This is a genomic window from Peptoanaerobacter stomatis (assembly GCF_000238115.1).
GTDB classification, from domain to species: domain Bacteria; phylum Bacillota; class Clostridia; order Peptostreptococcales; family Filifactoraceae; genus Peptoanaerobacter; species Peptoanaerobacter stomatis.
Genome location: NZ_JH414558.1, coordinates 43,092 through 62,466, shown reverse-complemented (window position 1 = coordinate 62,466; position 19,375 = coordinate 43,092). Strand labels below are relative to the sequence as shown.

18 protein-coding genes, 1 pseudogene and 1 riboswitch are annotated in these 19,375 nt (G+C 30.1%); of the genes and pseudogenes, 9 read left to right on the top strand and 10 right to left on the bottom strand.

From position 1 onward, the window contains the following. Positions 1–45: 45 nt before the first annotated feature. From gltA to HMPREF9629_RS08265, 3 genes are all read right to left on the bottom strand, one after another. Complete coding sequence (gltA, locus tag HMPREF9629_RS08275; protein ID WP_009525942.1) at positions 46–1,455, bottom strand: NADPH-dependent glutamate synthase; 1,410 nt, start codon at positions 1,453–1,455, stop codon at positions 46–48. A gap of 2 nt (positions 1,456–1,457) precedes the next feature. Continuing rightward, positions 1,458–2,351 carry a sulfide/dihydroorotate dehydrogenase-like FAD/NAD-binding protein gene (locus HMPREF9629_RS08270; RefSeq protein ID WP_009525941.1) on the bottom strand — a complete coding sequence of 298 codons (894 nt, stop codon included), beginning with the start codon at positions 2,349–2,351 and terminating at the stop codon, positions 1,458–1,460. 152 nt (positions 2,352–2,503) lie between these two features. Then, positions 2,504–2,902: a hypothetical protein gene (locus tag HMPREF9629_RS08265; RefSeq protein ID WP_009525940.1), complete on the bottom strand. Its 399-nt coding sequence runs from the start codon at positions 2,900–2,902 to the stop codon at positions 2,504–2,506. Positions 2,903–3,170: 268 nt separating this feature from the next. On the opposite strand from HMPREF9629_RS08265, the gene galU reads away from it, so the two are divergent. The 4 genes from galU to rlmD all read left to right on the top strand — a co-directional run bounded on the left by galU (position 3,171) and on the right by rlmD (position 8,716). Further along, positions 3,171–4,043: a UTP--glucose-1-phosphate uridylyltransferase GalU gene (gene galU / locus HMPREF9629_RS08260; protein ID WP_009525939.1), complete on the top strand. Its 873-nt coding sequence runs from the start codon at positions 3,171–3,173 to the stop codon at positions 4,041–4,043. Between the two features lie 190 nt (positions 4,044–4,233). After that, positions 4,234–6,096 carry an S-layer homology domain-containing protein gene (locus HMPREF9629_RS08255; RefSeq protein ID WP_009525938.1) on the top strand — a complete coding sequence of 621 codons (1,863 nt, stop codon included), beginning with the start codon at positions 4,234–4,236 and terminating at the stop codon, positions 6,094–6,096. Between the two features lie 92 nt (positions 6,097–6,188). Next, positions 6,189–6,836 carry a fructose-6-phosphate aldolase gene (gene fsa / locus HMPREF9629_RS08250; RefSeq protein ID WP_009525937.1) on the top strand — a complete coding sequence of 216 codons (648 nt, stop codon included), beginning with the start codon at positions 6,189–6,191 and terminating at the stop codon, positions 6,834–6,836. 515 nt (positions 6,837–7,351) lie between these two features. After that, entirely contained in the window at positions 7,352–8,716 is a 1,365-nt protein-coding gene (gene rlmD, locus HMPREF9629_RS08245) for a 23S rRNA (uracil(1939)-C(5))-methyltransferase RlmD (protein ID WP_009525936.1), read from the top strand. 161 nt (positions 8,717–8,877) lie between these two features. Here rlmD and dprA read toward each other — a convergent pair whose 3' ends face one another. The 7 genes and pseudogenes from dprA to HMPREF9629_RS08210 form a co-directional block, all read right to left on the bottom strand. Beyond that, a complete protein-coding gene (gene dprA / locus HMPREF9629_RS08240) occupies positions 8,878–9,954 on the bottom strand; it encodes a DNA-processing protein DprA (RefSeq protein ID WP_040012703.1) in 1,077 nt (358 codons plus the stop codon). A gap of 299 nt (positions 9,955–10,253) precedes the next feature. Beyond that, a complete protein-coding gene (gene fic / locus HMPREF9629_RS08235; RefSeq protein WP_009525934.1) occupies positions 10,254–10,820 on the bottom strand; it encodes a protein adenylyltransferase Fic in 567 nt (188 codons plus the stop codon). A 415-nt stretch (positions 10,821–11,235) separates the two neighbouring features. Next, complete coding sequence (gene thiW, locus HMPREF9629_RS08230) at positions 11,236–11,727, bottom strand: energy coupling factor transporter S component ThiW (protein WP_009525933.1); 492 nt, start codon at positions 11,725–11,727, stop codon at positions 11,236–11,238. A gap of 188 nt (positions 11,728–11,915) precedes the next feature. Further along, the gene (locus tag HMPREF9629_RS08225) at positions 11,916–12,965 is read right to left on the bottom strand and encodes an ABC transporter substrate-binding protein (RefSeq protein ID WP_009525932.1); all 1,050 of its coding nucleotides are present in this window, start codon (positions 12,963–12,965) and stop codon (positions 11,916–11,918) included. Beyond that, complete coding sequence (locus HMPREF9629_RS08220; RefSeq protein WP_009525931.1) at positions 12,962–13,708, bottom strand: ABC transporter permease; 747 nt, start codon at positions 13,706–13,708, stop codon at positions 12,962–12,964. The genes HMPREF9629_RS08225 and HMPREF9629_RS08220 overlap by 4 nt, the downstream gene beginning before the upstream one ends. Continuing rightward, positions 13,701–14,462, bottom strand: a pseudogene (locus tag HMPREF9629_RS08215) (ABC transporter ATP-binding protein). Before HMPREF9629_RS08215 ends, HMPREF9629_RS08220 begins: the two are co-directional and overlap by 8 nt. Before the next feature lie 61 nt (positions 14,463–14,523). Then, a riboswitch (TPP riboswitch) is annotated at positions 14,524–14,621 on the bottom strand. Positions 14,622–14,680: 59 nt separating this feature from the next. After that, the gene (locus HMPREF9629_RS08210) at positions 14,681–15,124 is read right to left on the bottom strand and encodes a S1 RNA-binding domain-containing protein (RefSeq protein ID WP_009525928.1); all 444 of its coding nucleotides are present in this window, start codon (positions 15,122–15,124) and stop codon (positions 14,681–14,683) included. 268 nt (positions 15,125–15,392) lie between these two features. On the opposite strand from HMPREF9629_RS08210, the gene HMPREF9629_RS08205 reads away from it, so the two are divergent. The 5 genes from HMPREF9629_RS08205 (at position 15,393) to sdaAA (ending at position 19,372) form a co-directional block, all read left to right on the top strand. Then, positions 15,393–15,896: a GNAT family N-acetyltransferase gene (locus HMPREF9629_RS08205; RefSeq protein WP_009525927.1), complete on the top strand. Its 504-nt coding sequence runs from the start codon at positions 15,393–15,395 to the stop codon at positions 15,894–15,896. 172 nt (positions 15,897–16,068) lie between these two features. Then, the gene (locus HMPREF9629_RS08200) at positions 16,069–16,749 is read left to right on the top strand and encodes an MBL fold metallo-hydrolase (protein WP_009525926.1); all 681 of its coding nucleotides are present in this window, start codon (positions 16,069–16,071) and stop codon (positions 16,747–16,749) included. Between the two features lie 89 nt (positions 16,750–16,838). Next, positions 16,839–17,399, top strand: coding sequence for a biotin transporter BioY (locus HMPREF9629_RS08195; protein WP_009525925.1), 561 nt, complete (start codon positions 16,839–16,841; stop codon positions 17,397–17,399). A 352-nt stretch (positions 17,400–17,751) separates the two neighbouring features. Continuing rightward, positions 17,752–18,417: an L-serine ammonia-lyase, iron-sulfur-dependent subunit beta gene (gene sdaAB, locus HMPREF9629_RS08190; RefSeq protein ID WP_009525924.1), complete on the top strand. Its 666-nt coding sequence runs from the start codon at positions 17,752–17,754 to the stop codon at positions 18,415–18,417. Positions 18,418–18,490: 73 nt separating this feature from the next. Continuing rightward, positions 18,491–19,372: an L-serine ammonia-lyase, iron-sulfur-dependent, subunit alpha gene (gene sdaAA, locus HMPREF9629_RS08185; protein ID WP_009525923.1), complete on the top strand. Its 882-nt coding sequence runs from the start codon at positions 18,491–18,493 to the stop codon at positions 19,370–19,372. Positions 19,373–19,375 lie beyond the last annotated feature (3 nt).

Here is a 19,375-nt window from a genome sequence, read left to right as displayed (position 1 = left end):
TAATAATAATAATATATATATATATATATTNTTTTTTTATGGTGTTTATTTCAAATTGTATTTTTCTACTAAATATTCGTCTATTGCTTTTGCTGCTACTTTTCCGGCTCCCATTGCGAGTATTACTGTTGCGGCACCTGTTACGGCATCGCCTCCTGCATATACACCTTCTACGCTTGTTTTTCCTGTATTTTCATCTATTACAATACATTTTCTCTTGTTTATTTCAAGTCCTGATGTTGTTGAGCTTATAAGCGGATTAGGTGATGTACCGAGTGACATTATCACTGTGTCGCATTCTATTGTGAATTCGGAGTCAGGTATTTCTTTCGGACTTCTTCTGCCTGATTCATCAGGTTCTCCAAGTTCCATTCTTATACATTTTATACCTTTTACATTTCCTTTTTCATCTTCAAGTATCTCAACAGGGTTTGTTAATAATTCAAAGTTTACGCCTTCTTCTTTTGCGTGATGTACTTCTTCTACTCTTGCAGGTAATTCTTCCATTGAACGTCTATATACTATTGTGGATTTTGCACCTAATCTTAATGCAGTTCTTGCAGCGTCCATAGCAACGTTTCCGCCACCTACTGTAACTGAATGTTTACCTGTCATTATCGGTGTATCGTAGCTGTCATCAAATGCTTTCATCAAGTTTGCTCTTGTGAGGAACTCGTTGGCTGAGAATACGCCATTTGCAGCTTCACCCGGAATTCCCATAAATTTAGGCAGACCTGCACCTGAGCCTATGAACACTGCTTTAAAATCTTCTTTCTGCATAAGCTCTTCTATTGTAACGGTTCTTCCTACTACGACATTTGTTTCAATTTTTACGCCTAAATCTATTATATTTTGGATTTCTTTTTTTACTATATCATCTTTTGGAAGTCTAAATTCGGGTATACCGTATACTAAAACACCGCCTGCTTTATGCAGAGCTTCAAATATTGTTACATCGTAACCTTTTTTTGCCAAATCTCCGGCGGCTGTAAGCCCTGCAGGACCTGAACCTATAACGGCTACTTTTATATTTTTTGCAGGTTCTTTTTCTCCAAATGTAACACCATTTTTCATATTTGTATCTGCTACAAATCTTTCTAATTTACCTATGGATACAGGTTCATTTTTTATACCCATTATGCAAGTCATTTCGCATTGGCTTTCTTGGGGACATACTCTTCCACATACAGCAGGTAATGAAGATGATTCTGCTATTATTTTACCTGCTCCTTCTATATCTTTTGCGAGTATTTTTTGTATAAATGCAGGGATATTTATGCCGACAGGACAAGTTTTTATGCACCTGGCATTTTTACAATTAAGACATCTTTTTGCTTCTTCTACTGCTTCATCTAAATTATATCCGTAGCATACTTCATCAAAATTTGTAGCTCTCACTTCCGGTGCTTGTTCTCTTACCGGAACCCTCAATGATTTTGGTTTTGTATCAGCCATTATTATTCTTCCTCCTTGCAATCACAGTAAGGATTTTTTGAATGTGTTCCTTTATCCTGTATTCTTAATAGTTTTTTTCCTTCTTCTGTTTTATACATAGTTTGTCTTCTCATAGCTTCATCAAAATTAACTTTGAAACCGTCGAATTCAGGGCCGTCTACACAGGTGAATTTTACTTCATCTCCTACTGTTACACGACAGGCTCCGCACATACCGGTAGCATCAACCATAATGCTGTTAAGTGATACTACTGTAGGAATTGAAAGTTTTTTAGTCATCATAGTAGTAAATTTCATCATTATCATAGGGCCTATTATAACGGCATGATGATATTGTTTACCTTGATTGCTAACAAGGTCTTCTAAACATTGAGAAGCATTGCCTTTAAAACCGTAGCTGCCGTCATCTGTAGCTATGTATAAATTTGTAGCTACTTTTTTCATTTCATCTTCAAGTATGATTAAATCTTTTGTTCTTGCACCTATTATAACATCACAGTTAACACCTATTTCATTTAGGTATTTTACTTGTGGATATATGGGAGCGGTACCTACACCGCCTGCTATAAATATGATATTCATAGCGTTTAATTCTTCCGGAGTTTTTTCGATAAGGTCTGACGGATTTCCAAGAGGTCCGACGAAATCTTCAAAGTAATCTCCTTCATTGAGGTCCAACATTCTTTTTGTAGAGTCGCCTACACTTTGAAATACAATTGTTACAGTGCCTCTATTTTTATCTATATCACATATTGTAAGTGGGATTCTTTCGCCTTTTTCATCCATTTTTACAACTATGAATTGTCCCGGTAGACCGGAAGCGGCACATCTTGGAGCTTCTATATCCATAAGACAAATGTTGTTTTGAAGAAGTTTTTTTTCAACTATTTTGTACATTTTGAAATAAATCCTTTCTATAAAAATAATATCTTAATTTTTTACTACTAAATATGATTATTAAAAGATATTTCTAATCTAATAATATCATTTTCTCAAATAGTAGTCAAATGATATTGTAAAAATATAAAGTAAAGTATTTTTAATGATAATTAATCATTGTTTTTTAACAGACGCTTGAATATATCATTCAGTTTTTTTCTTGCAGTTTCAATATACATTATGCATATTATGACTTTGATATAGTTATTATGCTCATCATATTTATATGCTTGACATTTATTCAAACTATATTTTATATCAAGTTTATCTATTATGTCTGACATATAAGAATTACATTTTTCAAGTGCATTTTCAAAGTCATTTTCATTTTGCATATCAAAGTCTGCAATATTTAAAACATCTTTTGAAATACCGCATTTTAATGCTATTACATCATCTCTGTCTGTAGATTTTGTAAGGTCTGTTATTACGGTTATACCATATTTATTTTGCAATATTTTACAAATTTCATCGGTACTATATACTTCATTTCCAAAAACTTGAAACATATTTGTTCCTTTCAAATATATATATATAAATAATAATCTATCTGATTTTACCTTTTCTAAGGTGATTTTGTCAAGAAGTTGGAGAGATAATATATATTGAAATGAAAATATGTCTATTTTTTTTGTATAATTTATTGTATAATTTATTATAAGTAATTTTTTATTTAGGTTAAAATTTTATTAAATAATATACAAACGTATATGTATTTTATATTTTTTGTGATAGAATTTACACAAGTCTATATTTTAAGTGTAAAGCGAGGTAATTATGAATAAGGTCAGAAAAGCTATAATTCCGGCAGCGGGACTCGGCACAAGATTTCTTCCGGCAACTAAGGCTCAACCAAAAGAAATGTTGCCTATCGTGGACAAGCCTACACTGCAATATATAATAGAAGAGGCTATAAACTCGGGTATTGAGGAAATACTTATAATAACAGGCAGAAATAAAAAATCTATCGAAGACCATTTTGACAAGTCAATAGAGCTTGAAATGGAGCTTGAAAAATCAGGTAAACAAGAGTTGCTTGAAATGGTAAGATATATAGGAGATATGATAAATATACAATACATACGCCAAAAAGAGCCGAGAGGACTTGGACATGCAATACTATGTGCTAAGAGCTTTATAAATGATGAACCGTTTGCTGTAATATTAGGTGATGATATAGTTGATGCAAAAAAACCTTGTCTAAAACAACTCATAGATGTCTACAATGAGTATAATACTACTATAATAGGCGTTCAAAAGGTAGACGAGAAAGATGTAGGAAAATATGGAATTGTTCAAGGAAAATATATAGATGACAGAATATATCTGATAAAAGATTTGGTAGAAAAACCTGAAGTTGATAAAGCACCATCTAATATTGCCATACTCGGAAGATATATATTGAAACCAGATTTGTTTGAAATACTTGAAAATCAAAAACCGGGTAAAAATAATGAAATCCAGCTTACTGATGCATTAAAAACTCTATGTGAAAGACAGGCTATGTATGCTTATGAGTTTGAAGGCAAAAGGTATGATGTAGGAGAAAAATTTGGATTTTTACAGGCTACAGTTGAGTTTGCATTAAAAAATGATGAGCTTAAAGAACCGTTTTTAAATTATTTGAAAGACTTGATAAAAGAAAAGTAGAAGATATGATTTGTGCATAGTTATTATTAATTAAACTATTTTTATAATATTAAAAAATATTAATTATACTAAAGAATAAAACAATTCAAAGTAAAATGATTTATATGTTTTTTATGTATGCTGTTAATTATAAAATTTTAGAACAGTTCTAATATAAATCAGCTTAAATGATAAGAAAGAAGGTAAAACATTGAAACTGAAACAAATAATGAATAAGGTATTGGCTCCTTTACTTATAGTATCTTTGAGTGCTGTGTCGGTATCAGCTATTAAGTTTGGAGATTTGCAAGGCTATGGTTGGGCGGAAAAATATATAACGGATGTATCCAATAAAGGCATAATAAGCGGATATCCTGATGCCACATTTAAGCCCGGATATTCTGTTACAAGAATAGAGTCTCTTGTAATGATAGCCAATCTATATCCTAAGACAGATATAGACAACATATATAAAAGCAATTCTGCAAAATATATGTCAGCTTTGAACAAATATAAGATAGATGACTGGGCAAAACCGTATGTAGTTTTTGCACTTGAAAAAGGTATAATACCTAACAGTGAAAAAATGCTAAATTCTTTGGTTGATTCAAGTTCGAGAAAACATATAAATGCAGTCAGATATGAAGTGTGTGTGTTTTTGGTAAGAGGCTTGGGTTTAGAGGGGGAAATAAATAAAAGTGCAAAGCTTTCATATAATGACAATAAGGATATAATTTCACAGGCTGTACCATATATAGAATTATTGCAAAGAAAGGGTGTAATATCAAAATTAGGAGATGGAAGCGGAAATTTCTTTCCTAAAAAAACTGTAACAAGAGCCGAGACAGCTGTTATGATATCAAACGCATATAAATATTCAGTAAAAGCACAATCACAATCAACACAACCTCCTGTTCAGCCGACAGTACCTCAAACACCTGTGCAGGAAGTGATAAAAGGTAAGATTGATTTGCTCACATTTGCAGACAATAATATGACGGTTGCGATAACATCATCGGATAATAAAGTAAGAAACTTTACAGCGTCTAAAAAATCGGTATCTGTTGTAGCAGGAGATAAAATTATATCTATAAATGATTTGAAGGTGGGACAGCAAGTAGAACTCACTATAAACAACTCTCAACTCACAAAGATAGCTGTAGCTGAAGAAACAGTGAGATATTCAGGCAAACTGGTAGATTATTCTATTGTTGATAAAACTATAACAGTAAGTACAGAAAAAACAGGTATAAAACTCTTTAAATACACAGATGCAAGCACTGTATATGTCAATGATAAATTGACAAAAATAGAAGAGCTTCCAAAAGATGCCATAATAGATCTTTACGCTCAAGGCGATACACTTATAAAAGCATCTATGACTGTTACAAAAAATGAATTTTCAGGTGAGATAACAGACTACACATCAAATTCAGTGACTATAAGCGAAAAAGGTGTGTCTACAAAAAAAGAATTATCAAAAGATGTAAAGATATATAGAAACGATAAAAGAGTAGACAGCATCAGCCTCATTGCAATAGGTGATACAGCGAAGATAACTACTGACGGCGATAAAGTTATAGAGATACTTGTAAATGCACAAAACGTAAAATATATGTCAGCAGTTATCAAAGGCATAGAGATGAACAGCTATTACAATAAGATAATAATAGGCGATAGAGACGGAAACGAGCACAACCTCACAGTCAACAACGACACTGTTATCAGAATAAATGACGTAAAGACAAATATATATTCTCTAAAATTAGGACACGAAGTAGATATATATGCCAAAGGCGCTATGGTAGAAGAGATAGTATCAAGAGGAGATTACAAACAGACAACAGTATCAGGAAAAGTTACAGATGTAGATTTAGTTGACAAATTTGTAGAAATAAGAACCGGCAATGGAGATGTAGTAAGACTATACTATACAAACACCACAAAAATAGAAAAACTTTCAGGAACTGTAATTGAACCGAGAAAAATTTATAAAGACGATCAGGTAACAGCAATAGGAGTATATAGCGGTGGGAATATAAGCGCCACAAGAATTATAGTAGATATAGAATAATAATGTATATAATAGACTTTTTCGATAACTCAATTTTAAAAACAGCTAAAAGTAATTGAAAAAATTAATATAAAAAAAGGAGATTAATACTTATGAAAATTTTTCTTGATACTGCAAATATCAATGAGATAAAAGAAGGTGCAAGTTGGGGTATAGTAGATGGAGTTACTACAAATCCGTCACTTATAGCAAAAGAAAAGAGAGATTTTAAGCAAGTTGTAAAAGAAATATGCGAAATAGTGGACGGACCTATTTCAGCAGAAGTAATATCAGAAGACGCTGAAGGTATGATAAAAGAAGCAAGAGAGCTTGTAAAGATACATGAGAATATAGTGGTAAAAATACCTATGACAGTTGAGGGATTAAAAGCTGTAAGTGTAATATCAAAAGAAGGCATACACACAAACGTAACGCTTATATTTTCAGCTAATCAAGCACTTCTTGCAGCAAAAGCAGGAGCGACCTATGTAAGTCCTTTTTTAGGCAGAGTAGATGATATAGGCTCTGAAGGTATGGATTTGGTAAGAAAAATAGTAGAAATATTCGACATATACGGATACGATACAGAGGTTATAGCAGCAAGCGTAAGACATCCGCTTCACGTTACAGATGCAGCATTAGCAGGTGCCCATATAGCTACAATACCTATGAAAGTATTAGAGCAAATGGTTAAACATCCGCTTACAGATAAAGGAATAGCAAGTTTTATGAAAGATTGGAAAAGTGCATTCGGAAAATAGAAGCATAATTCGGATTTTAGATATTTTAATCTAATATTGTAGAGTATTAAGTTAAAAACTTATATAAATCAACTGAAAATATTAAAGTTATAAAAATTTTAATATAGCCTTATTCGATTTTTAATAAAACTATAATTCATTATATAAAAAACTCCCTATATTTTAAGGGGGTTTTTTATGTTATACTATAAATAATTATATGGCAATTTTAAATAATTAATAAATGCTATTTTAAGTCTAAAACTCAATAGAATTATACAAGAATAGCACTTTGTAAATTTAATAAAATACAGCATTATTTATAGATTTCTTAATATAAACTATCTATTATTCTATTGAAAATCAGTATAAGTATAAAATCTTATAAAGTAATGGAAAATCATAATAATTAATTTTTCTGGTAGACTATTTATGTTAATGTTATATAATTATACAAGTTATTCATAATTTTATTAGAAAATAGTATAGGCCTAAAGCATATTAGTATAAAACAATATTGAACTGAAAGGAATAAAATGCAGTTAAATCAAATAATACAATTAGATATAACAGATATGACTGATGAAGGCGGGGCAATAGGGAAAATAGATACTCTCACAGTTTTTCTTAACAAAGGAGTAATAGGCGATAAAGTAAAAGCTAAAATTACCAAGATTAAGAAAAACTATATAACAGCTGACGTCCAAGAGATACAAATCTATTCAAAAATCAGAGAAGATGAGAAATTATGCGATATACAAGATTTATGTGGAGGTTGTCAGATATTAGATATAAAATATGAAAATCAGCTAAAAATAAAACAAAATCTATTGAAACAAAAATTGGAAAGAATAGGCGGAATTGTAAATCCTAATATAAACGATATAGTATCAATGCAAAATCCATTCAGATACAGAAATAAGACACAGATGCCGCTATGTATGAAAAACGGTCAAATACAAATAGGCTTTTATAAGCAAAAGACACACGAAATTATACCATTTACAGATTGTAAAATACAAAATGAAATTAATAATAAAATAATAGAAATCATAAAAAGATTTATCATAAATGAAAAAATATCAGTATATGACGAGCATAATCACACAGGTAATTTGAGACATATAATAACTAAAATATCACAAAAAAAAGATGAAATAATGCTCATACTCGTTACAAAAGACAGCAAAAAATTGAATATAGATTTTATGGTGACAGAATTTAAAAAAAATAAAATACCGGTAAAATCTATAGTTCAAAATGTGAACACTAAAAAGACGAACGTCATACTGTCAGATAAAAATATACTTTTGTATGGCAGGGAGTATATACAAGATATGATAGAAAATCTTACATTTAATATATATCCTAACTCCTTTTATCAAGTAAACTCAATTCAAATGGAAAAAATGTATAAAAGAGCATTAGACTATGCAAATTTGCAAGGAACAGAAACAGTATATGATTTATACTGCGGAATAGGCACAATAACTTTACTTTTGTCGCAAAAATGCAAAAAGGTTTATGGTATAGAAGTAGTACCTCAAGCCATTGAAAGTGCAAAACAAAACGCAAAAATAAATAACATAGAAAATGCAAAGTTTATATGCGGCAAAGTAGAAGATGAAATAGAAAACTTGGTTGCAAAATCAAATATACCGAATGTCATAGTGCTCGATCCTGCACGCAAAGGCTGTGAAGAAAAAGTCTTGGATACGATATTAAATGTAAAACCTGAAAAAATAATATATATTTCCTGCAACCCGTCAACCTTGGCAAGAGATTTGAAAAAACTTTTAAGTACGCAAGAATATGAACTTAAAGAAGTAACGCCATATGATTTGTTCAGCCACACAATGCACATAGAAAGCGTAATATTTTTGAAAAGAGTAGAATTATAAAAAACTTTATTTTAATATAGTAGTTTGAATACATTTTACTTAAAACATTACTTAAAACTGTATCATAATTATATATTTAAAAAATTATATTTTTTAAAGTCAATTATATAAAAATTGGAGATTTTATAATAGGTTCTTAGGCGTTAGTACAAAATAATAAATCATCTAATCTTGTAGTTTGCCATGAAGCCGTCATATGATATATAGCCTTTTATATCAAGTATATTTAAGATAGATATTACGTCTTGTATGTTTAATGATAGTGATATTGCGATTTTTTCTGCATGGCAGCTGCCTGCATTTTTGACTTGTGTATATATACTGTTTTCAAGAGGGGATAAATCATCATAGGTTTCATCTGCTATTTGCAAATTCTGTTCATAACCGTATTCAAACAATATATCGGAAATACTTGTAGTCATACATGCGCCATCTTTTATGAGTGAATTTGTTCCTATTGAGTTTGAAGAATTTATATTACCCGGTACGGAGAATATATATTTTCCTTGTTCCATTGCATAATTTGCGGTAATTAATGTACCGCTTTTTGCTCCTGCTTCTGTAACGAGCAGACCTGTTGACAGGCCGCTTATTATTCTGTTTCTGAGTGCAAAAAATGCGGGTAAAGATGATTTTAAACAATGTTGTTCTGAAATTATCAAACTGTTTGATAATAACACTTCTTCAAATAATTTTTTATTGGATGCGGGATATATTTTATTTATAGGTGTACCGAAAACGCATATTGTTTTACCTCCATTTTCTATGGCTGATTTGTGTGAAATGGAGTCAATTCCGCTTGCAAAGCCACTTACTATGCAAAAATCATTTTGAGTAAGGTCTTTCACGAGTGATGTTGTGACAAATTTGCCGTATGGTGTAGGTTTTCTGCTACCAACTACACCTATCTTTCTTTTGTAATTTAATAATTCAGCGTTACCTTTGTAATATAAAACTTTAGGAAAATTTTTTATATTTTTTAAAATTTGAGGATATTTTTCATCTGCAAATGTGATAAAATCTATGTTATTTTTATAATTTTCCTCATCAATTTTATTTAAAACTTCTTTATACTTGTCTATATTCGACTTAGATAAATCAAAGTCAGGGAGAATTGATTTTATCGTATGGTTATTTATTTTATATAGTTCGTCATCTTTTATATTATTAGCCAATTTCAGTATATCTGATATCTGCATATTATAAAATTCTGAGAAAAACTGTACAACCTTGCTCATAAATCCCCCTTTATTAATTGCTATAAATCGCCTTTTCATAATAGAATATAATCTATTTTCTATATATAATACCTTTAAGAAATGATGAGTAACTTTATTTATACTAATATCAATTATTCTATTAGCTTTTAGAATTCTATAATATTTTATCAAATGTTATTATCCCGAATTTAAATAGAATAGTAGATAATTTATATAGTAAATTTATAGTAATTCTATTTTTCTATAATTCTATTGAATTTTGCTATTAATAAGAAAATTAAGATTTATTAAAAGTATTAAAAATCAAATTACTCTAATCATATTTTTGTTATATCATAATAGTTTTGGTTTTCATAAGTGTAAGAAGCTTGAATGCCACGCATATAAACTTCTCTATCATATATTTTATCAGTTAATGAGTTTTTTAGTAAAGTTTTTAATTCTAAAGGATTTACAGGGCTTCGCTCCATTGCACTAAGATATTCATATTTGTTTACTTTACTCCAATCTATACATTTTTTTATACTTGATTTTAATAGTAAATCAAGCCAAATACGAGTGGCTCTGCCGTTTCCTTCTTGAAATGGATGAGCTATGTTCATCTCTACATATTTATCTATTATATCGTCAAATGTGTTTTGCGGCATTTTTTCTATTATCTTTAAATTTTCATTTAAAAATAATACGCTTGCAAATCTGAAATTGCCTTTTGATATATTTATGCTCCTTATGGTTCCGGCAAAATCAAATATATCCTGAAACAGATATTTGTGTATATAAACAAGAGATTTAACAGTTCCGGATTCTATATTTTCTATTAAATTTTTATCCCATAATTCTAAAGCACGTTTTTTGCTTAGAAGTTCTTCATCAATATTTTTCATAAGTACCTCTAAAATAAAGTTTAGTGAGTAATACTGCTATCTAATAAAGCTATGGATAAATAATTATAAAACACTAATATAAATGTTTTATTTTAAAAATTAATTATTACAAATTTACATTATTCTATAAGATTTCAGTATAATGATTAACTTTTATTAATCAGTCAGTATAAATTATTTATTATAAATATATCTTGATTATATCATATTTAGCTTATATTTTGTTAAAAAATGAAAAAATGCTTTAAACCGTTTTAATGTGATTTAAAGCATTTTGAAATACTGTAAAATTATAATACTGATATCTAATAGAATAACAGATAATTTATACTGAGTGCTTCATAAATATTTGTTATGTTTTATTAGATTTATGCAATACTATTTTTTTATAGTTGTATTTGGTTTTAGTATGAATCTATGCCAAATGAAGTTTGTCTAAAATATTTGTTTTTTCGAGTGATTTTAACAATATTAAGGCGAATATGCTTCCACCTATTGTAGATACGCTAAATGGTAATACAAATGTGAAGATTGCGACTTCTTTTCCAAGAAAAAACAATGCTACAGGATATGCAACAAGCGAACCTATTATTCCTGTGCCTATTATTTCTCCAAAGAATGCGAATGAAATTTTTTTGCTTTTTTTATAGAGCATACCGGCAAGGAATGCGCCTATCATACTTCCGGGAAATGCTAATAAACTTCCTGTGCCTAACAGATTTCTTATAAGTGAAGTTGTAAAAGCCGACATAACAGCGTATAGAGGACCTAATAATACAGCTGTAAGTATATTTATAAGGTGTTGAACCGGAAAGCATTTTGCAAATCCGAGCGGAATATTAAATGGTGAGCATATAACTCCGAGTGCTACGAATAAGGCGCTGTAGCTTAATTTTTTGGTATTCATTTCAAATCTCCTTTTATTTTTTATATAATGCTCAAATATATTTAATACTAAACGCTAATAAAAGTATATTGTAATCATTTTGCCAAAAGTTAATGCTTTTTAAAAACTACAAATGTATATAAATTAGAAATATTATAATTTGTAATGGCGTTTAGCATGGATATCGATAGTAAATAATAATTAAAAGACTAATCTACTAAATCTACTACAACTTCGTCTACTTGTACATCTTTTTTGATTATCTCTTGTTCTTTCATCCAATTTATAGTATTTTGCCAATCTTCTTTATTTTGTGACAAGAATTTGTTAGTGTCTGTGTCCATTAATGGTAATAAGGTATTCATACTTTTTTCTTCTACGGTTTGTGATAGTGGAAAGTTTTCTTCGTTTTGATTGTCAAGCAGTATTTTTAATGTTTCATCAGGTTTATTTTTCATATCTTCAAAGCCTTTTTTTGAGGCGTTTAAAAATTTTACGAGCATTTCTTTATCGTTTTTTATATAGTCATCACTTGTAACGAATACAAGCTCCGGAAATGATGGCATACCGTATTCATCTACTGAAAAATAATTTAATTCAAATCCTTCTTCTTCCATTTGAGGTACTTCGTGATTTACAAGACAACCTATGGTTGCATCTACTTTGTTTGTTGTCATAGCTGTCATAAGTTCAAAACCTACATCTAATAAATTTACAGAGTTTGGATCTAATCCTCGAGATTTTACCATTGATTTTATCATATCTTCACTTAATTGAGTGCCTGCATATCCTATAGTTTTACCTACAAAATCTTCGGGTTTGGTAATATTTTTTTCTTTTAATGACAACACTATGTTAAGAGGTTTTTGTACAACTGAACCGATAGCTTTTATCGGTATATCTTGATTTGCATATGTTTGTATTACATCATGCGGATAATATATTCCTATCTGTGCTTTTCCTGCGGCAGTTAGAGATATTGCGTCATTGGCGTTTGACGGAAATATTATGTTTACTTTTAAGCCTTCATTTTCGTAATATCCTTTTTCTATCGCATCATAAATGAAACTGTGTACTGCATTTGGATACCAGTCCAACACTACATTTACTTCTTGTAAGTCTTGTTTTTTGTCTTCACTCGCCGTTTGTGTTTTTTTTGCGTCTTCACTTGCAGATTTGTTTTCGCTTTTGCAAGCACTCAGCATAAAAATCATAAGAATAGATGTAAAAATGATTAATAATTTTTTGATATTTTTCATATCTTGTCCCTCCATTTGATTAGTTTTTTTTCTAAAAAATCTATTATGTATACTATTGTCATAGCAACAACAGACAATATTATTATCGGAGCAAATACTCCGGCTCCGTCAAGTTGTGTGAGCATTCTTTTGCTGAAATATCCAAGTCCACTTTGTGAGCCTAACCATTCTCCGATTGCTGCTCCTATTATACTCATAGGCACAGCCATTTTTATTGCAGAAAAGAAGTTTGGTATAGCTGTATTTACTTTGAGCATAAAAAATATTTGTCTTTTACTTGCTCCATATGTAAATAACAATTCTTGCATTTCTGATTTTGTATATCTGAAACCGTCATATGTAGCTATTACTATAGGGAAAAAAGTTATGAGTACTGTAACTACAACTTTACTCCATATACCATAACCGAACCACAGTATAAAAAGAGGTGCTATTGCAGTTGTAGGTATAGTTTGAGATGCTATTATTATAGGATATATAGCGTCTTTTACTGTTTCTGACAAGTCCATTATTATGGCAAAAAACAATCCAAGTATTATAGATATTAACAATCCTAAAAATGTAATAAGCATTGTATAAGGTAAATGTACAGTAAATAGAGGAATTCTCAGTTCCCAAATTTTTTGTAATATTTGAAGAGGTGACGGCAAAATATAATGTGCATTTATTATATTTGCAAGCACTTGCCATAATATAAGTAAGGATATGTTTATTATAATTGACGGAAGATTTTTTTTATTCATTTGCGCCTCCGTTTTTAAGCATAGATAATATATTATTTTTAAGATTTATCATTTCTGTTTTGTCAAGCATATCTCTTGTTCTGTTCCTCGAAAGCGGTACATCTACCCTTATTAATTCTTTTATAGGTACGTCTTTAACGACAAGTATTGTATCTGACAAAAATATAGCTTCTTCAACATCGTGTGTTATAAATATAGCAGTCTTATCGCTGAATTTATTTAGTCTATCAAGTAACCACGATTGCATTTGTATTCTTGTGATATAATCGAGAGCTGAAAGAGGTTCATCGAACAGCAACAAATCGGAATCGGTCAATATAGTTCTTGCAAAAGATATTCTTTGACGCATACCACCTGATAATTCATAAGGCATTTTATCTGCTACATCTGATAGTCCTATATCTTCCAAGATAGATGATTATTTTTTTTCTTTTTCTTTTTTAGGTATATTTTTAATATCCATTGGTATGGATAGGTTGTTTTTTATGTTTTTCCAAGGAAAAAGCAAATCTTTTTGAGGCATATAACCTGCATAACTCCTAAGTGTATTTATATTTTTACCCTTATAAAATATGCTGCCACTTTGCATATTGAGAAGTGACAATATAAGTTTGAATATAGTGCTTTTACCGCAACCGCTTGCACCTATTATGCTAACAAATTTCGGTTTGTCTATTGTAAATGATAGGTTTTGTATAGTAGGTTCGTATCCTTCATATGAAAAAGATACGTCTTCAAATTCCAATATGTTCATATAAATTTCCTCAAAATAAAAAACTTTGCAATACCATCATAGGTACACAAAGTTATATGCTTAAAATAAAAATTTGCTTCCCTACGTCGGTATTAACCGCATCAAGTTCCAAGGGTCGAGTAATAACTCTCTCAGCACAAAGCTCCCCCAGCAATGATTATTAAGTTTTAAATTACTATAATACTTTTAATTTTTAAAATGAATACTCGATTAAAAATTTATCTCTTCAATCTCTTATTTATATCAACCTGTCTGTCATTTGCTTGTTTATTGTATTCTTTCAGCAATTCCTCCAATGTTTTTGTCTTCTTTTCGTCATTGTCTGCTCTATCGTTTGAAGTGGCAAAGCTTTTGTGGTGAACTTCTATAACTTTGTCCTCTTTTATATCCTCTTGAGAAGTTTGCTCTATTTTAAGCTCGCTGTTAGCATCTTTTAGTGATAGAGCTATTTTTCCTCCATCATCATCCATGCTCAAAATTTTGACCTTGACAACATCTCCTTGATGTAAAAATTCATTTATATCTTTTACAAAATCATTTGATATATGAGATATGTGCACAAGACCTTTTTTATCACTTGCTATTGATACAAAAGCACCGTAAGGCTTAACGTTTATAACTCTGCCGTCAACAATATTACCAACTTTTAAAACATTAGACATTAAATAATCGCTCCTAAATATGTAAAATTTTCATATGTAAATCAAATATGTAAAATATTATATCATATCAGAGCAAAAAAATGCAATATTTTAATATACTTTATTGCAAAAATAGTTTATGATTTGAATTTTTTATGTTAGAATAAGCGTTGTAAACTATTTATTTTTTTATTGATTTTCACAAAGACAAAAAATCTTATACAAGCGGAAAATATCCATCAGTTTGATACAGATATCAGAATAAAAAAATTGTAAGGAGTATGGGCGTTTGATTATATATAGAGATATAAAAGTAGAAGAACATAAAATTTTAACGGATATGATAAAAAAATTATCTGACGAGAGCAACTATTACCCGTTTACATCAAGTGATTATAATGTAAGTGATGAAGAGCAAATCAATTTCATAAACAGGCTTAATATGAATGACAACTGTTATTTGTCAGGTGCGTTTGATGATGAAAAATTGGCGGGTTTGATATATTTATACGGTGGAAGCAGGGTAAGAAACTATCACAGCTGTACACTTGGAATAGGAGTGTTAAGCTCGTATAAAAATCTAAAAATAGGCAGTAATTTAATGCAAAGAGCAATAGATTACGCATATGAATGTGATGTAATAGGCAAAATAAATGTGCAGGTGGTAAAAGAAAATACCAATGCAATTAATTTCTACAAAAAATTCGAATTTGTGATAGAAGGGGTTGAAAAGAGAAGTTTATTTATAGACGGCAAGTTTTATGATGCCGTTAATATGGGTAGAATAATATAAAATGTAATATATTATGTAAAAAAATTAAGACAATTCACAATTTGATGCTAAAAAAGTTAATACAATGATGGATATCCTTGTTTTTAAGAAGTTTATTATAATAAGTATATTTAAAGTAAAAATCTTATATACATTTTATCCATTGATTAAACAAAATGAAAAGGAGATTTATATGAGAGTAAAAATAGAATATATACATCACAGTTGTTATACTTTAGAAATTGAAAATAATTTTTTAATATTTGATTATTTTGAAGGACAGCTCAATATACCTAAAGATAAAAATGTGTATTTTTTTGTATCTCATGCACACGGTGACCATTATAGCAGTAAAATATTTGATTATAAAGAAAAAGTAAAAAAATATATAATATCAAAAGATGTACGTTGCAATGAGGATAATGTGGTTTTTGTAAAGCATGATGAAAAGATAAAAGTTGATGAAATGGAGATAACTACACTTAATTCAACAGATGCCGGAGTTGCATTTATGATAAATATATTAGGTAAAAATATATTTTTTGCCGGAGATTTAAATGATTGGTACTGGGAAATGGAAGACAGTATTATGCAAAAAAATGATATGCATGCAAGATTTGTAAGAGAAATAGATAAGATAAAAAACATAAAAATGGATATAGCGTTTTTCTTGGTGGATCCAAGACAAGCAGGGCAATATGATTTGGGCGGAAAACAAATATTACAGTTAAAACCTAAAAATTTTCTTCCTATGCACTTTTGGGAAGATTACAGCATAACGACTAAATTTAAAGACGTATATACCCCTATATACAAAGATACAACAATATACGATATACAAAATAAAAATCAAATAATGGAGCTTGATATATAATGTAAACTATATAAAAAATAGTAATTGACATTTAAAAGAAAAAGTAATATAATGCTAAATGTCAAATATATATTTAAGGAGAGTTTACAATGCAAGAAACAAAAAATATTAGTAAAAAAAAGTTTGATACAAAAGCTGTGGTTATGTGTTCATTATTTTCAGCACTTGTTTGTGTAGGGGCGTTTATAAAAGTGCCGTTACCACCTGTGCCTTTTACAATGCAATGGTTTTTTGTGGCAATGGCAGGTCTTGTGCTTGGCAGTAATTTAGGATTTACGAGTGTGGCTGTTTATTTAGTGCTTGGACTTATGGGACTTCCTGTTTTTACTCAAGGCGGAGGAATATCATACATCTTCAAACCTACATTCGGATATTTGGTAGGCTTTGCAATAGCTGCTTTTGTTATAGGAAAATTAAGCGAAAATAAAGAAAAAAACTTTAAAAATTATTTTATAGCTAATATGATTGGGCTTGTAATTGTATATACATTAGGTTTTATACATTTATATTTTGTTTCAACGGTAATTGCAGGTAAAACAGTAGCATTGTTTAATTTATTAAAAGGAGCTGTAATTATTTTTATTCCAACAGATACTTTATCTGCTATACTATCTGCAAAAGTTGCATCCAGACTTCCAAAGATTAATTAGTACTGACACCTATTTTAAAATACCATAGAGCACTAAAATATAAAAAATACAAGTGCCATTGATAAAATACATTCAATTTAGCATTTTGTTATATTCCTATTTAATTAGGTATTAGTATGATATGTTAATTAAATGGCTATTTTCAATGTTTTGTCGAAAATGGCCATTTTTTAGTGTTAAAAAATAAAATTCCCCTGAAAATAACAAATCATTATATTGTAGTAAATTGATAACGGTTATGATATAATAAATTTATAATGATATCATTTTTATTCGAATTATATTTTTATATGTGATTAATATAGTGTAATTTGTGTATCAATATAAAAAATTACAAAAAAAAGAGGTATGTATGGCTGATTATGGTATTTTTGACGTGATGGGGCCTATAATGATAGGTCCGTCAAGTTCACATACTGCCGGAGCTGTTAGAATCGGCAGGCTTGCAAAAAAAATGTGTGGTAAAGATTTTATAAAAGTGACTTTTTATCTTCATGGTTCATTTGCAGAAACATATTTAGGTCATGGTACGGATAAAGCTCTTGTGGCAGGTGTTTTAGGTATGATGCCTGATGATGAGAGAATAAGACACTCTTTTGAAATTGCAAAACAGAACAATATACCGTTTAAGTTTATAAAAACTGACCTTGGTGATGTTCATCCAAACAGTGTAAAAGTAGAAATGGAATACAAGGATGGAAGAATTTCGCATATAATAGGTTCTTCAATAGGCGGAGGGAATATCAAAATTATAGATGTTGACGGATTAAAAGCCGATTTTACAAACGAATTTCCTACAATAATACTGAAATATACTGAGCAAAAAGGAGTTATATCATTTGTTTCAACTTTGCTTGCAGAAAACGGATATAATATAGAAAAGATGCTTACAGACAAGAGTGATGGCGTTGTGACGCTACTTGTAGATATTAGTGAAGAAGTGGATGACGATATAAAATCTCAGATATTGCACAATGACAGGTTTTTGCTTACAAAGTATATATCAGGTGGATATTGATTATATTTTTATATAAAATTTTACTTGCAATTTTCGCAAAAATAACTGGGCATAAAAATTTTTAGGAGGATATATGCAGTATACTGCAAAAGATATAATAAAAGAATGTAATGACAGGAATATACATCTTTATCATTTGGCAATCGAAGATGAGATGAATAAAAATAATGTAAGTGAAGAATATATAAGGGCAGAATTTTATAAGATGCTCGATGTCATGGGTAAGTCTTCTTCCAATTTTTTGGAAAAAGAAAGTGTGACAAATATGGGCATGATAGACGGATTTGCTAAAAAGATGAATGATTATTATAAAAAAGGAAAGTCATTTTGTGGAGATGATGTTACAAGAGCGATGGCGATGGCATTTTCAACAATAGAAGTGAATGCTTCTATGGGTAAGATTGTTGCGGCACCTACTGCAGGAGCATCAGGCATATTGCCGGCGGCATTTATGTCCGCAAAAATAAAATTTGACCTTGATAAAGATACTCTTATAAACGGACTTTTGACATCAAGTTTTGTAGGTAAGATAATAGGTAAATATTTTACATTCGCAGGTGCAGAAGGAGGTTGTCAAGCAGAATGCGGTTCAGCTGCATCTATGGCAGCTGCGGGTCTTGTTCAAATGTTGGGAGGCAGTGTGGAGCAATGTTTTCACGCAGGCTCTTTTGCACTTTTAAATGTTATGGGACTTGTATGTGATCCTGTTGCAGGACTTGTTGAATATCCTTGTGCGTTCAGAAATTCATCAGGCGTAATAAATGCCATGCTATGTGCAGATATGGCTTTGGCAGGTGTAAAATCCGTTGTTCCTTTCGAAGAAGTTATGAAGGCTGCAAACATAGTCGGAAGTGCATTACCGCTTTCACTTAGAGAAACCGGAATAGGCGGTATAGCAGGAACAGAAACAGCTTGTAATATAAGAAATGTATATTTTTCTAAGTTTGATAAATAAACC